The 15,298-nt window shown below is 65.8% G+C and carries 5 protein-coding genes; 1 reads left to right on the forward strand and 4 read right to left on the reverse strand.

The genetic code is table 11. The annotated features are described in order from the left end of the window. Positions 1-4: 4 nt before the first annotated feature. From FJZ36_05800 to FJZ36_05815, 4 genes are all read right to left on the reverse strand, one after another. On the reverse strand, positions 5-1,225 hold the full coding sequence (locus FJZ36_05800) for an amidohydrolase/deacetylase family metallohydrolase (protein MBM3214410.1): 1,221 nt from the start codon (positions 1,223-1,225) through the stop codon (positions 5-7). Between the two features lie 104 nt (positions 1,226-1,329). Then, a complete protein-coding gene (locus FJZ36_05805) occupies positions 1,330-2,280 on the reverse strand; it encodes a transketolase family protein (protein MBM3214411.1) in 951 nt (316 codons plus the stop codon). Between the two features lie 6 nt (positions 2,281-2,286). Next, on the reverse strand, positions 2,287-3,111 hold the full coding sequence (locus FJZ36_05810; protein MBM3214412.1) for a transketolase: 825 nt from the start codon (positions 3,109-3,111) through the stop codon (positions 2,287-2,289). A gap of 42 nt (positions 3,112-3,153) precedes the next feature. Beyond that, a complete protein-coding gene (locus FJZ36_05815; protein MBM3214413.1) occupies positions 3,154-3,306 on the reverse strand; it encodes a 50S ribosomal protein L34 in 153 nt (50 codons plus the stop codon). A 729-nt stretch (positions 3,307-4,035) separates the two neighbouring features. Here FJZ36_05815 and FJZ36_05820 point away from each other — a divergent pair. Then, positions 4,036-15,298: hypothetical protein (locus FJZ36_05820; protein ID MBM3214414.1), on the forward strand; the 11,263-nt coding region annotated here is incomplete at its 3' end.

Below are 15,298 nucleotides of genomic sequence, written 5' to 3' on the forward strand. Positions count from 1 at the left end.
CCGGCTACCGACGGATGCCGGCTTCTCGCAGCAGCATTCCGTTCGCGGCTCGGAGGGTGTACGAGATCGTGTCGCTCGGATGCCCGTGCTCTGTCCGCACATCCGCCGGGAACCAGATCCGTCCGGCGCGGACCGTCGCCCAAGTCGTCAGGCGCTGGGAACCCACCTCACGAATGCCATGGGTATCGAAGAACTCGAACTCGCCTTCATCGAGGTCGAATACGGCGACGTCTGCGACGCGTCCCGGGACCAGAGCCCCGATCTCCCCCTCTCGACCAATCGCCTTCGCCGGGGCGGCGGTCACTCGGTCGATGACGTCGCGCAGCGACATGCCCATGTTGAGGAATTTCGAGGCGGTAGTTGGCATGTCGAACACGGGTCCTTCGACGCTGATGCTGTGCAGATCGCTGCTGATAACATCGGGCAGGAACCCGGACTCGATGGCGCGTCTGCCCGTCGGGTAGTGGAAGCTGCCGCTGCCATGTCCGACATCGAACAGCACGCCAGCTTGTCTGGCGTCGTGGACTTCGGGCAGGAAGCTCCCGCGATCATCCAGGATCGAGTCGCCACGTCCGTGAAAGCAATGCGTGACGATGTCGCCTGGTCGGAGCAGACCCAACACGTCCGGCAGAGGGACGCCGGCTCCGATGTGGACCATGACGCGCGTTCCAGCGGCTTCGGCGGCGGCGATTGCCAGGCGCAGAGGTTTGACGCCGTTCGTCCCGACCTGCGACGCTCCTTGCCGCACCTTCACGCCGGTCGTGATTGCCGCGTGCTCGTCAATCGTCTGCGCCGTATACTCGACGGAGGCGTAGCGCAGGTCCTCCATCTCCCCGACTAGCGCATACGTGAGACCGATGCCGGAGATGTGGACGAACGACAGCACGCGCGTATGCGAGCCTTCGACGATCCACTTCCGAAACGCCGGGAAGTTCGCCCATCCGGGCGAACCCGCGTCCACGATGGTCGTGACGCCGGATGCCAGGCAGAGCGGGTCGGGCAGGATGCCCCACGTGGTCACCCCCCAGTAAGTGTGGGCGTGGATGTCCACCCAGCCAGGCGTGACGATCTTGTCGCGAACGTCCAGCGACTCGCGGCACGCCAGTCCACTCAAGTCTCGCTCGATGGAATGGATCCGTCCGTTTGAGATTGCGACGTCACGCACGCCGTCCAAGCCGCTCGACGGGTCGATCACGCGTCCACCACGGATCAGCAGATCGAGCATCGGGTTCCCTCCTTATGGTGTCTGAGCGGTCGGCATTCGGCGCGGAAACGGCGCGCCAGGTATGGGCGCGCCGTCGAAGTGCCAGTGATGTCGAACCGGTGCGGTCACGCCTTCCGAGCGATCACCTTCTCCACGGCGCGGACGATGTCCGCTGCGACCAGTCCGTAGCGCTCCAGCAGCTCGCGTGGCGTGCCGGACTCGGCATAGGTGTCCTGAATACCCACAAACTCGATGGGAACCGGTCGCGTGACGGCAGCCGCCTGAGCGACCATCGAGCCCAACCCCCCGATGACGGAGTGCTCCTCGGCAGTGACGATTGCGCCCGTGTCACGCGCCGCTGCGGCGACCGCGTCGATGTCGAGCGGCTTCACCGTGTGCATATCGATCACGCGGACGCTGATGCCACGGGGTTCGAGAATGTCTGCGGCGTCCAGCGCTTCCGCAACCTGAAGGCCATTGGCGATGACCGTTGCATCGCTGCCGTCGCGGAGCTGGTTCGCCTTTCCCAACGAGAACTTCGCGTCGTCCGCGTAGACGATCGGCACTTTGGGTCTTCCGACGCGGACGTATGCCGCCCCGGACATCGCGGCGACGGAGTGAAGCAGCGCCTTCGCCGCGACCTGATCGGCGGGGACGCAGACAACGAAGCCCGGCAACGAGCAGGCAAGCGCGACGTCCTCCACGCTCATCTGCGAGGGACCGTCTTCGCCGATGCTGATTCCGCCGTGCGAGGTCACGACCTTGACGTTGAGACCGGGATACGCCACCGACTGTCTCAACTGGTCGAGTCCCTTGCACATCAGGAAGACAGCGAAGCTGCTGATGAAGGGGACCTTGCCCGTCAGAGCTAGTCCGGCTGCTGCTCCGACCATGTTCGCCTCGGCGATCCCGAAGTTGAAGAAGCGGTCAGGGTACTTCTCCGCGAACTTGGCGGTTCGCGTCGAGCCGGAGAGGTCCGCATCGAGCACAACGACATCAGGGCTGGCGGCTCCCAGCTCCAGTAGGACCTTGCCGTAGGTGTCGCGCGTCGCTTCGCCCATCGGACGAGGATTCATCTTGGGCTACCCCTCCGCGTCGAGTTCCGCAAGCGCTCTCGACAGCTCATCAGCGGTCGGCGCGATACCGTGGTACTTGGGACCGTCCGCTTCCATGAACGACACGCCTTTGCCCTTGATCGTCCGGGCGACGATTGCCGTTGGCGCGTCCTGACGGTTCCGGGCAGCGTCGAAGGCGTCGAAGATCGTCGGAAACGAGTGACCGTCGATCTCCACGACATTCCATTTGTTGGCTCGCCACTTGTCGGCGAACGGCTCCAGCGGCAGGATGTCGTCGATCCAGCCATCGAGCTGGGCTCCGTTCGCGTCCACGACTGCGCAGAGGTTCGACAGCCCGTGTGCGCCGGCGAACATCGCGGCTTCCCAGACTTGTCCCTCGTCGCACTCGCCGTCGCCGAGCATCACATAGACGCGGGCGGGGTTGGCGTCGAGTCGCAGACCCAGAGCCATTCCGACGCCGATTGAAAGCCCTTGCCCAAGGGAGCCGGTCGATGCCTCCAACAAGGGCATCTTGCGGACGTCCGGGTGACCCTGCAGCGGGCTGTCGAGCTTCCTGAGGCTGGGCAACTCGGCGACATCGAAGTAGCCGGACATGGCGAGCGCCGTGTAGAGCGCCGGGACGCCGTGCCCCTTGCTGAGAATGAACCGGTCGCGGTCCGGGTCCTTCGGGTTCCTCGGATCGTGCTTGAGTTCATGCCAATAGAGAGCGGTCAGCAGCTCGACAGCGGACAACGACCCGCCCGGATGCCCGGAACCCGCCTCGGCGATCATCCGAAGAATGTGGCGTCGCATCTCCCGCGCAATGTCCCGGAGCGCAGTCAAGTCGGGAATCTTGGCAGGCATGGGATGCGCAGTCCTTCCAGGACGGGAGTCCTAGGAGTTGGCAGGCTTGGAGACGGACAGCCGGATTCTGCCGCGACGGCGGCGACGGCTGAGCACCTTGCGACCGTCAGCGGTCAACATACGACGGCGAAAGCCGTGCTTGTTCCGGCGCTTGCGATTGTGTGGCTGGTATGTGCGCTTCATGTTCGCGGTCTCGCTTCGAGTTCTGGTGGCGATGCAGGCTGTGTCTGGTTGTGCGCCAATCTGCCCGATTGTATGGCGTCAAACGCTGGCAAGTCAAGAGCGATGCGGCTGTGCGAAGGGCGGTTCCATGAACGGATCGCCTGATCCCGAATCGGATCAACCCAACGGGTCATTCCCGCGAGCCCCGTCTTCGCGGGGCCAGGAAGCGGGAATCCAGGCCTCTGGGCTCCCGCTTTCGCGGGAGCGACGGAGCGGAAACGGTGGCTCCACGGTGGCTCCACGGTGGCTCCATGGACGGCTGGTGTCCCGTTGGAGCAGCGGACGTTCGTCTGGACCCCGCCGTGCGAGGCGAGTGGCTCCATGAAACAGCCCTGGACGAGGTAAGGCCGAATTGACAAGAACCGGCAGCGGCAATATACTGCTACGTCGGCTTCCTGTGTCGATGGGTGTCGCGGTGTGTGCAGTCGCTGCCGAGGCACTCGACGAAATGAACTTCCGACGCCGCCCGTGAGTTATGTGTCGGCGAAGCCGTGTTTCCGCCTCCTGGTGAAGGTCGACACAGCAGTCGGACGATAGAGGACACAACGGTTCTACGACAGTGGACGATGCTTGTGGTAACGCGACGGGATTGCGCAGACGAGTGTATTGAGAGCGCTCAGGGCGCGCGGTGGCGTGACGCGTTGAGAGGGTCCCGCCCTCTCCGTTCGCGAGCGGTGAAAGGTGGATAGGATGCCGAGGTCTATGACACGTCGAGGGCTTGCGAGCTACTGGTCCGGCGTCTTGGTGGCGCTCTGCGCGGCGGCGTTGATGCCCTCCGCGTATGCAGCGGCACCGCGCGGATCGATGTCCTCCGAGTACTACCGTCCTCGCGTCACCCTTGTGCCCGCAGACGTTGCTGGGGCAGTTGTGCCCGCCAACGGAGGCCTTCCGCTTGCCGACAACAACTGGAAGATCGCGCTCAATGCATCTGGGCAGTACGTGGATCGGTCGGGCATTCTGAGGGACTCGTCGCTCCTGCCTTTGGAGTTCGGCATCCATCCGTCGGCGACCAACGGGTTCGACGTCCTCATCGACTTCCTCGCTCCGCCGCCGCATCCGAGCCCCAAGCACCCGGACGGCTACCTGGAAAACCTCAGCCACGCTGTTGATTTCCGACTTCTTGCGACGGATCTTCGCTCCATGCCGGCCGACGCGGGCGCAGGACTCAGTTGGACGGCCGTGATCCGCAACAACGCCGACACGCCCTGGACGCTGGCTTGGTCGGCCGACGGGCTCCCGGCGTTGTGGAAGAGCCTGACGATCACGCCTGCCGGCGGTACGGCCATCAACATGCTCACGACGACATCTCTGGTCGTCCCTGCCGGCGGCATCACGACTCGCTACACGATCACAGCGCGATCCGACGCGACGCCCCCGACGATCACCGCCTCTACGGACCAGGGCATCCGCCGCGTCGCGTTCACGCCCTCGGTGACGGCAACCGACAACGTTACGCCAGTCGCGAGCCTGACCTACCTGTGGACGGGACCTGCAGGTGTGACATTTGCGCCGAACAACGCCCTCGCCACGTCGGTGTCGGCGTCCACAGACGGGCCCAAGTCGATTACGCTGACCGTCACGGACCAAGCGGGGAACGCGGCGAGCCAGACGATGTCCTTCTTGTGGGACACGGCTTCGCCAACCGTGGCTGCGGGTTCGCCTGCCGGCTTTCAGCGGGCTCTGTTCACACAGACCGGTTCCGCCACCGATGCGACTTCGGACGTGGCGACTTACGCCTGGTCGCAGGTGTCCGGTTCCGGGACGGTGACGTTCGGCACTCCCGCCGCCGCGTCGACGAGCGTGACGGCAAGCGCGGACGGTCCCTATGTGATCCGCCTGACGGCGACGGACGCCGCGGGCAACGTGGCGTTCGCGGACACGAACTTCACGTGGGACGCGACGGTTCCGGTGGTGAACGCGGGCACGCCTGCCGACTTCCAGCGGGCTCTGTTCACACAGACCGGTTCCGCCACCGATGCGACTTCGGACGTGGCGACTTACGCCTGGTCGCAGGTGTCCGGTTCCGGGACGGTGACGTTCGGCGCACCCGCCGCCGCGTCGACGAGCGTGACGGCAAGCGCGGACGGTCCCTATGTGATCCGCCTGACGGCGACGGACGCTGCGGGCAACGTGGCGTTCGCGGACACGAACTTCACGTGGGACGCGACGGTTCCGGTGGTGAACGCGGGCACGCCTGCCGACTTCCAGCGGGCTCTGTTCACACAGACCGGTTCCGCCACCGATGCGACTTCGGACGTGGCGACTTACGCCTGGTCGCAGGTGTCCGGTTCCGGGACGGTGACGTTCGGCGCACCCGCCGCTGCGTCGACGAGCGTGACGGCAAGCGCGGACGGTCCCTATGTGATCCGCCTGACGGCGACGGACGCTGCGGGCAACGTGGCGTTCGCCGACACGAACTTCACGTGGGATACCGCGCTTCCAACGGTCGTTCTGCCTGCATCGCTCGGCGCATACCGACTGGCGTTCACACCGACGGGCGTATCGGCGACGGACAGTTCGACGCCGCTGGCGTACCATTGGACGAGCCCGACTGGCGCCGTCTTCTCGCCGGTCGATGCGCTCTTGCCCCTGGTCTCCGCCGGCGTCGAGGGCGACCACAGCGTAACCCTCACGGTGACCGACGCCGCCGGAAACGCCCGGTCTTCCTCAGCGACCTTTCGCTGGGATACGCGTCTGCCGACGCTCGCGGCTCCGACGTCTTTTGGCGTTTTCCGAGCCCCATTCACAACTTCCGGCGTGACGGCGACTGACGCCAGCGCTCTCACCTATTCGTGGACGAGCCCGTCGCCAGCCGTGGCCTTCTCGCTGCCGAACGCTCTCTCGACCTCCATCTCGGCGACGGCTGACGCTGACCACACGGCGACGATCCGTGCGACGGATGCCGCCGGCAACTTCGCGGAGGCGACGATTGCGTTCCGATGGGATACGACGCCGCCAAGCGTCAGCGTGGCTCCGGTCGGCGAGGTCGGTGAGCCCTTCACGCCTGCCGTGACCGCGAGCGACAACCTCACGACAGTCGGTTCCCTGGCGTTCAAGTGGTCTGGTCCTACGGGCATCGCGTTCTCGAGCACGACCCTCGCAGCCCCGACCATCGAGGCGAGCGCCAACGGCGGCTATTCCGTGACCCTCTCGGTCACCGATACGGCGGGCAACGCCACGACCGTCGATGTGCCGTTCACGTGGAACTCTGCGCGGCCCAGCCTGACTGCGGACGCCGATCAAGGCGTTCATGACACGCCGTTCTTCCCAGTCGTATCTGCAGTCGATCCAGACCTCCTGACGTTCCTTTGGACGGTTCCGGAGAACGTCGTCGTGTCCGATCCGACTGCGCTCGTCCCCGAGATCAGCGCACTTGTCGAAGGGCACTACGTACTGACTCTCACGGCAACCGACGCGCTCGAGCAGTCTACCAGCGTGACGATGACCTTCGCGTGGGACGTGACGCCCCCGATCGCCTCGGGACCGTCTAGCCAAGAGCACCGGAACAAAGCCTTCGAGCCGACGTACACGGTGGCGGACACCGTGGCGACGGCAGACGAGCTCATCTATGAGTGGTCGAGCGATGAGTTCGTGTTCTTCTCCGCTCCCGGCGCGGCGGTCACCACCATCTCGGCGACGACCTTCGGCTTGCACAGCGTGACTCTGACGGTGATCGACCAAGTCGGTCACACGGATGAGTACACGTTCACCTTCACCTGGGACGTCGACGAGCCGTTGATCGCGCTGGTTCCGGACCAGGGGGACTTCCGCGAGGCATTCACGCCGGATGTTGAAGCGGTGGACGATATCACTGCCGCTGCCTCGCTCGAGTTCGAGTGGTCGGGGCCGCCTGAGGTCAGCTTCTCGAACTCGGGGATCCTGCTACCGACGATCACGGCGTCCGCCGACGGGGTCTACGAGATCGCGTTGAGCGTCTACGACCTCGCCGGGAACGTTGCGTCCGCGACGACGACGTTCGTGTGGGACACGACACCTCCGATTGTCGAGGGTCCTGCTGATCAGGGCATCCATCGTGTTCCGTTTGCCCCGGACGTGATCGCATCGGACGCGCTGAGCCCCTTCGATGGCTTGGAGTTCGCATGGGTTGCCGACAGCCGGGTCCACTTCAGCGACGCGAACGCGCTCTCGCCGACGATCGATGCGTCTGAGGACGCTGTGTACGAGCTCGGGCTGAGCGTCATCGACCTTGCGGGCAATGTCACGCATGTGCCCATGGAGTTCGTCTGGGATACCACGGCGCCCGCCATCACGATCACGGCGGAGCCCGCGCTACCCGTGTACCTGACGCCGTTCACCGCGACGGCGACCTATGAGGACCTGGCGGGTATCGACCTCGAATCGGTCCTGTGGAAGCAGACCAGCGAGCTCGGTACGGTCTCGCTCGACACGCCGAAGGCGCTTTCGACCGTCGTGGTCGCGGATCGCCCCGGCGAGTACGCGATCTCGGTCAGCATGACCGACCTCGCGGGCAATGTCGGAACGAAGACACTGGCGTTCGTATGGTCTGAGCCGATCACCATCCGGCGCGCGATTCCGGCGTTCGCAAAGGCGATTGGCGGCGACACGATCGTGATCGAGGGTTCCGGCTTCGCCAACCCGATGCGCATCACAGTCGCCGGTAGTTCGGCGACGGGCACGGTTGGCGCTGGCGGATCGAGTGTGACCATTACGGCTCCACCCGCCGCGCCTGGGCCCGCCGGTGTCGAGATCGAGAGCCGATTCGGAACTCCGATGGCGCAAACGGCGAGCGCTCCTGGGATCGTTACCTACCTGGCTGCGCCAACAATCGCCGGCGTTGAGCCTGCCACCGGAAGCGTTCTCGGCGGCGTTCCCGCCCGCGTGTCAGGAACCGGGTTCCGAGCAGAAGCTCGGCTGTTCCTGGGCGAGACTGCCATCAGCGACGCCGTCGTGGCTCCGCCGTCGTCGATCACCTTCACGGTTCCGCCGGGCAGGGAGGGTGCGCTGAGCGTGCGTGTCGTGAACGACACGGATCAGCCCTACTCTCAGCAAGCCACGGCTGCCAACGCGTTCACCTATGTCAAGGAGAGCGCGACGGCGACGGTGTCGCCGAGGTTCTCAACGCTCAGTGGCGGCGTACCGCTGACGATCACGAGCGCTGGGCTGCCCGACGACATCGTGGTGGCGATCGCGGGTACGGCGATTCCAGCCACACGCGTGTCTCCGACCACTGTGACGACGCTGTCGCCGGAACGCACGGAGCCGGGGCCCGTCGGCATGGAGCTCCGAAGCGCGCGGTTCGCTACTCCAATCAGCGTCGCGAACGCGGTCGAGTACCTGCCCCGCATGGCGATCTCCAGCGTGACGCCGAAGCGGTCGCTTCCTGCCGGCGGCGAGACGCTGACCATCGAGGGGTCGGGCTTCCGCACTCCGGCGGTCGTGTTCCTCGGCAGCGCCCGGCTGACTCCGTCGACCGTCGAACCCACGTCGATTACGCTGGCGATCCCGCCTGGGACGCCTGGCGTGGTGGGTGTGCGCGTCGTCACGGACACCGGCGAGCCGTTCCAGCGCGAAGCGACCCTGGCTGCGGCGTTCGAGTATGTGCCGGACATGACCTTCACGGGCATCGAACCGAAGGAGGGCCCGGTCGCCGGCGGCACCGAAGTGACCATTCTTGGCAGCGGGTTCAGTGCGGACGCACAGGTCCTCTTCGGCACGACGCCGGCAAGCGTCGTGTCTCGGACGCCGTCGCTGCGAGTGACCTCGCCCGCCAGCGGCACGGCAGGACCGGTCGGCGTCACGGTAGTGAACTTCCCGGACAGCCCACTGACAAAGCGAGTGACGCTGGAGAACGCGTTCACCTACACGTCGCCGATGTCCCTCACGTCGTTGAGCCCTAAGATCGGCTCGTCTGACGGCGGGACGGTCGTCACGATCACGGGAGCCGGGTTCCTGGCAGACGGCAGACCCGTCGTCCTCTTTGGGACGGCGCGTGTGACGCCAACCGCCATCACCCCCACCACGTTGACGGTGACGGTTCCCAAGATGGACTCCGAGAAGGTCGTTTCCGTTACGGTCGTTCAGTATGAAGGCACTCCGCGCGAGGCGCGACTGGTCCTCGAGAAGGCGTTCGAGTTCGACACGCCGCCGGTCGTGTCCGACGTGACGCTGACCAGCGCCGGGCCCGAAGGCAAGTTCGTCACGAACGCCCCGCTGACGGTCTCATACGTCGTCAAGGACGACTTCGACGATCCATCGACGCTGCCGGTGACGATCCGGTGGATCAAGAACGGTGCGACGATCCCCGGCGAGACCGGCACGACGCTGCGCGGGAACCTGTTTCGACGCGGCGACACGATTTCCGTCGAAGTCTTCGTGGTTGGGTCGAGCGGCAGGAAGTCCAACGTCGCGGCTTCCGCGCCGACGAAGATACTCAACACGCCGCCGACCAAGCTGGTGGCGTCGCTGATTCCGGCGAACGCGGCGGCGGTGGGGATCGGCACGACCACGTCGCTCGGCGTCCGGATCGATGGGGCTGCGCGAGACATCGACGAGGATCGGCTGACCGTCAAGTACGTCTGGAGCAAAGACGGAACGCCTCAGCCAGACATCACGGGAGCCATCCTCGAATCGACGAAGACGCGGAAGGGCGAATCCTGGACGGTCGCCGTCAGCGCCAACGACGGCGAAGCCGATGGTGAGGCGGTCGTTCTGGGTCCCGTCCGCATCCTGAACGCCAAGCCCGTGCTCGAGCTGATCCGAGCTCAGAGCATCGATGAGGGCAAGGAGCTCACGTTCACGGCACGCGGCACCGATACCGATCCCGGCGATGCGGAGCTTCTGGCGTACTCGATGACCGTTGCGAACCGCGACGCCGCTAGCCCGGGCTCGCTCGATCCAGTCTTCTCGATCGATCCCAAGACCGGTGTGGTGACGTTCACGCTGTCGGAGATTCGTCGTCCGACGCGCGCCTTCATGGCTACCATCACGGTGAGCGACGGGTTGGACGAGGCGACGCAGGACGTGCTGATCACCGTCCTCAACGTCAACAAGGTTCCCGTTCTGACGCTGAGTGCCACGGAGATTCCGGGTGAGGTCGGGGTCCCGTTGACGATCACCGCGACTGCCACGGACGGCGACGGCGAAGCGATCACACTGCGAGCGTTCTCACCCGACGTGACCGGAACCTCGCACCCTGGCTTCAATGCTGGCATCGCGGCGTTCAACTCGGCGACGGCGACCGTCGCCGGCGAAGGCGTCGCCGCCGTTACAACCAAGACGCTCACGGTGACGCCATCTGCGGCAGCAGCCGGCAATATCGTCACGCTCAACTTCATCGCGCGCGACGGTAACCCAGGGTCGCAGGCGAGCGTCAGCGCCCGGGTGACGTTCGGCGCCGTCAATCTGCCGCCGGTCGTGACGGTGATCCCGGAACAGGCAGTTAACGAGAATCAGCTCTTCAGCCTGAACTTGAGCCCGTTTGCCAGCGATCCCGAAGGTCAGCCGCTCTTCTTCACGAGCACGAGCTTGCCTCGCGCCACGACGCTTAACGAGACCACGGGCGTCATCGAGTGGCAGACGACCTTCGACGACTCCAAGAGCTACTCGATCGCCGTCAACGTCCGCGACCGAGCCGATGCGGCGGCGCCGGATGTCCAGACGACTGGCATCGCCTTCACGCTCGTCGTCCGCAATGTGAACCGTGCGCCGCAGCTCGAAGGCGCCCCGGCGGTGCCGATCACGCTGAGCGAGGGCGACTCGCAATCGCTGCTTGTTCGGGCGTTCGACCCCGACAACGAGCCGGTCGTATTCCTGGAGACGGTGACCCCGTCGCTTCCGTCCTACATCAGGATCGCGACGCGGACGCGCTCGGATGGCGTCTACAAGCAGATCGAGATCAACCCTCGGTTCGGCGACACGGCGGGCACCACGACCATCCAACTCCATGCTGAGGACGCCGGCAAGCTCGCGGCAGACGCGTCCATCGGAGTGACGCTCGTTGTCGTCAATCGTCCGCCGGTGCCAGGCACGGTCCCTGCTCAGTTCGCTCAGGAAGGGACGACCCACACCTTCGGGCTGACCAGCACGGACGTCAATCCTCAGGACGCGACCAAGCTGTCGGTGCGTCTGACGAACACGCCCGCGGGCGCAACGCTGACGCTAGGAGCGCCAGGAAGCGCGACGTTCTCGTGGGATGTGCCTTCCGACGCCATCGCGACGCTGGGCGCGTCGGTCACCCTGAACTTCGTGTTCAGCGACGGAACCGTCGAAGTGCCGTTGGATGTGCCGGTCACGTTCGTCCCCGGTCGCGCCGAGGCAGACGTTCGCCCGCTGGCTTCGGGCGTGTCCGCATCGGGCGCGTTCGGCGACATCGGCATCTCGTTCACACTCGAGCACCCCGACCCCGCTCACACGATGGGCGTGGAGGTGTCGTACCGCGCAATCGGCGAGTCCGCTTGGCAACCGGCGACCATCGTGGGCAGCAGCGCCGGGTTGCTGCCCGGCGCGCAGCGTGTGGTGTGGAGCTCGGCTGCGGACGTTCCGGGTCGCGGGTCCTACCAGGTGCAGGTCTTGCCGACCGACGACGCTGAGGGCATCGCAGGACTGTCGTCTGGGTTCCCGGTCGACAACGAGCCGCTGCTTGCTCCGACGCTCAACGCGCCGACCGTGTCCGGCTCGACGGTCGCCTTTGGTGGAACCGCAGCCACTTCGGGTGGCGAGATCGAACTCACCGTCTTCGGCATCAAGATCGCCACGAGCTCGGTGGGCGAGGACCTGTCCTTCGCCATCAAGATCGCCATGCCCGATGGCGAGTTCCCGGTGGTTGCGAGACATGCTCGCAGCGGCAGGACCGGTCCCGATTCCAAGCCCGTCACGGTCGTTGTCGACACGACGCCGCCTCGGTTCGTCATGATCTCGCCGGAGGCTGATGCCGATGGCGTTCGAAGGACGACGAGCCGAACGCCGCGCATCGTGTTCTCGATTGACGGCGGCCGCAGCGGCATCGTGCCTGAATCACTGACTGCCATCATCGACGGAGCCGCCGTCGCTCCCGTCTACGACGCGAAGACGAGCTCGGCGACCCTCCCGACGACGACCGATCTTGTCAATGGTCACACCTACGTCGTGGTCATCCGAGGCCGCAACAAGACAGGGCTGGAGGGCAGCGGGCTCGGCGGCTTCATCGTGCAGGTGGCTCGTGACCGCAAGGGCCCGACGATCACGGCGGCTTCGCCGTCCAGTGGGAGCCGGTCGGCCGCCACCAGTGTCGACGTCATCGTGACGGTGACCGACGACAGCGGCATCGACGCGAGATCGACGACGCTGACACTGGACGACGCTCCGCTGACGATCTCGTTCACCGCGACCGACGCGTCAGGCGGCGAGATCAGAGCCTCGGCAGCAGGGCTCGTTGAGGGTGAGCATCACCTGCGTCTCAACGTGTTCGACACCGTTGGGAACTCGACGGAGCGGCGGTGGCCCTTCCAAGTGATCCGCAGTCGCCGCGAGTCCACCAAGCCGCTGGCGACCGTACAGCAGGCAACGCGGTCAGCCGACTACGCCCTGTCAGGTACGACCGCACCCCAGTCGCTGGTATCTCTCGTCGTGAACGGGAACGTCGCATCGACGACCGTTGCCGATTCGACCGGCGCCTGGTCGCTCACCGCGCGACTGTCGGTGAGCCGCAACACGATCCAGGCGTTCTCGACCGACCAGTTCGGCGCGCGTGCCGCCGTGTCCGATACCTATGAGGTCGTCTATGACACGGTCGCGCCCGTCGTCTCGCTGCTGTCGCCCGTCTTCGGCGGCAAGACCCCGGAGGCGACGCCGACGTTCCGCGGTACGGTCACCGACGCGCTTTCGGGCCTCGAGGCGGGCCGTGTCACGGCGACGATTGACGGCGTGCCGGTCGAGATCGCCTATGACGTCGCAAGCGGAGCGTTCCAGTTCTCACCCGCCGCCCCGTTGACGAACGGTTCCACGGCGACGGTGGCGATCAGCGCCACGGACCTCGCGGGCAACGCGGTCACTCGGTCTGGACAGATCACGGTGGATGCGACGGTTGCGGATACGTCGCCGCCGATTGTGAGCAGTCCGACCGTCGCCGGGAAGCCCTTCGCGACAGGCGCGGCGCTCGCGGTGTCGAGTACGACTCCGCGCATCGCCGTGGTCGTCACCGATGAGTCCGCCATCGATCAGGTGACCGGCAAGCTCGATGGCGCGGACGTCGCCTTCGCGGTCGAGGGTTCCGTGGCGTCTCTGACGCCGCCAACCCTCGCGCCCGGGAAGCACTCGGTCTCCGTGGTTGCCAAGGACGCCAAGGGGAACGTGTCGCCGGCGCGTAACATCGAGTTCGTGGTGGACGTCGAGACCTCGACTCCGGTGTTCCAGGCGATTGCGTCCCCGACGAACCAGACGAGCGTTCAAGTGCGGATCGGCTCGGTGGAACCGGGCGCGAGTGTCGCGCTTACGTGGAACGGCGTGCCGGTCGCGGTCCGCCAGAGCGAATCCGACGCGACGACCGTCGTGAGCAACGAGGTCGCTCTGTCGGACGGTGCAAACCGGTTTGCAGCGACCTCTACCGACGCAGCCGGCAACCTGGCGGCGGCGGCTCCGATGGAAGTCGTGCTGGACACGCGTCCGCCGCAGATCATCGTTGCCGCGCCGCTGAACGAGAGCACGGTCGCGGCGGCGTTCCGCGACTTCCGGGCGACGTTCAGTGACGCCAATGGCGTTGATCTGAACTCGCTCGAGGCGCTGCTGGATGGGTCGGTGATTCCCGCCGCGTCCCTGACGGTGTCGGACACGGGTCTGAGCTACACGCACGGCGCGGCGCTGGCACCGCACGAGACGGTTCCGTCGCATGTGTTCACGGTGACTCTGCGCGACAAGGCTGGGAATCAGGCGACGCAGACATCGACCTTCACGGTCGATGCGACACCGCCCGACATCGTCGGGCTCGATCCCCAGGGCTCCATAGGTACGTTGGAGCCGATCGTGTCGGCGACCATCCGAGGCACGGACACGGATGAGGCGTCGATCAAGTTGCTCATCGGACCCGACGGCGGAACGCTGTCCGACGTGAGCGTGTCGGCGTCCTACGATCTGGGTACGGGGCAGGTCACCTACGTGTCGCCGCCGCTGGTGGATCAGACCACCTACCGCGCTGTGCTCGAAGTGCGCGACGTGGTGGGCAACGCCGCGACGCGGGAGTGGACGTTCACGGTCGAGACCGGCTCGGCTGATACGGCGCCGCCGCAGTTGACGATCGGGTTCCCCCAACCGGGGTCCACGATCAACAACACCAACCTCGATGCGTTGTCGTTCCAGCTCGTCGACGGTAACACGGGAATCGACGAGCAGGGCGTCACGCTCTACATCAACGACCCGGCCGGCGCGAATCCGCTGGGTCTGACCACGCTGGAAGAAAACGGAATCGCCTCGTTCAACCGGACGACCGGCGAGGTCCGCATCAACCTGCGTCGGCTGTTCATGCCGTTCGCGCCTCGGGGCGGCGGTTTCTCGCTGGATCCGCTCGAGTTGAACGCGTTGGAGCGTTCGCTGGGCGGCGGCGGAGCCTCGTTCGATCCGCTCGAGTTGAACGCGCTGGAGCGTTCGCTGGGCGGCGGCGGAGCCTCGTTCGATCCGCTCGAGTTGAACGCGCTGGAGCGTTCGTTGGGCGGCGGCGGAGCCTCGTTCGATCCGCTCGAGTTGAACGCGTTGGAGCGTTCGCTGGGCGGCGGAAGTGGCTCGTTCGATCCGCTCGAGCTGAACGCGCTGGAACGCTCTCTGGGCGGCGGCGGGCAGACGTTCGATCCGCAGCAACTGACGGCGATCGAGAACTCGCTCGCTGCCGGCGGTCTGTTGGGTGTGGGCGAGAACGTATTCGCGGTGCAGGCGTCCGACAAGGAAGGCAACGTGACCTTCCTCGAATGGCGCTTCACCATCGTCACGGATCCCCCGAGCAAGCCCG

The sequence above is a fragment of the Candidatus Poribacteria bacterium genome (assembly GCA_016866785.1).
Taxonomy (GTDB): Bacteria; Poribacteria; WGA-4E.

Coding starts and splice junctions, on each gene's coding strand:
- FJZ36_05800 (MBM3214410.1), bottom strand. CDS start 1,225: ATGCTCGATCTGCTGATCCGTGGTGGACGCGTGATCGACCCGTCGAGC.
- FJZ36_05805 (MBM3214411.1), bottom strand. CDS start 2,280: ATGAATCCTCGTCCGATGGGCGAAGCGACGCGCGACACCTACGGCAAG.
- FJZ36_05815 (MBM3214413.1), bottom strand. CDS start 3,306: ATGAAGCGCACATACCAGCCACACAATCGCAAGCGCCGGAACAAGCAC.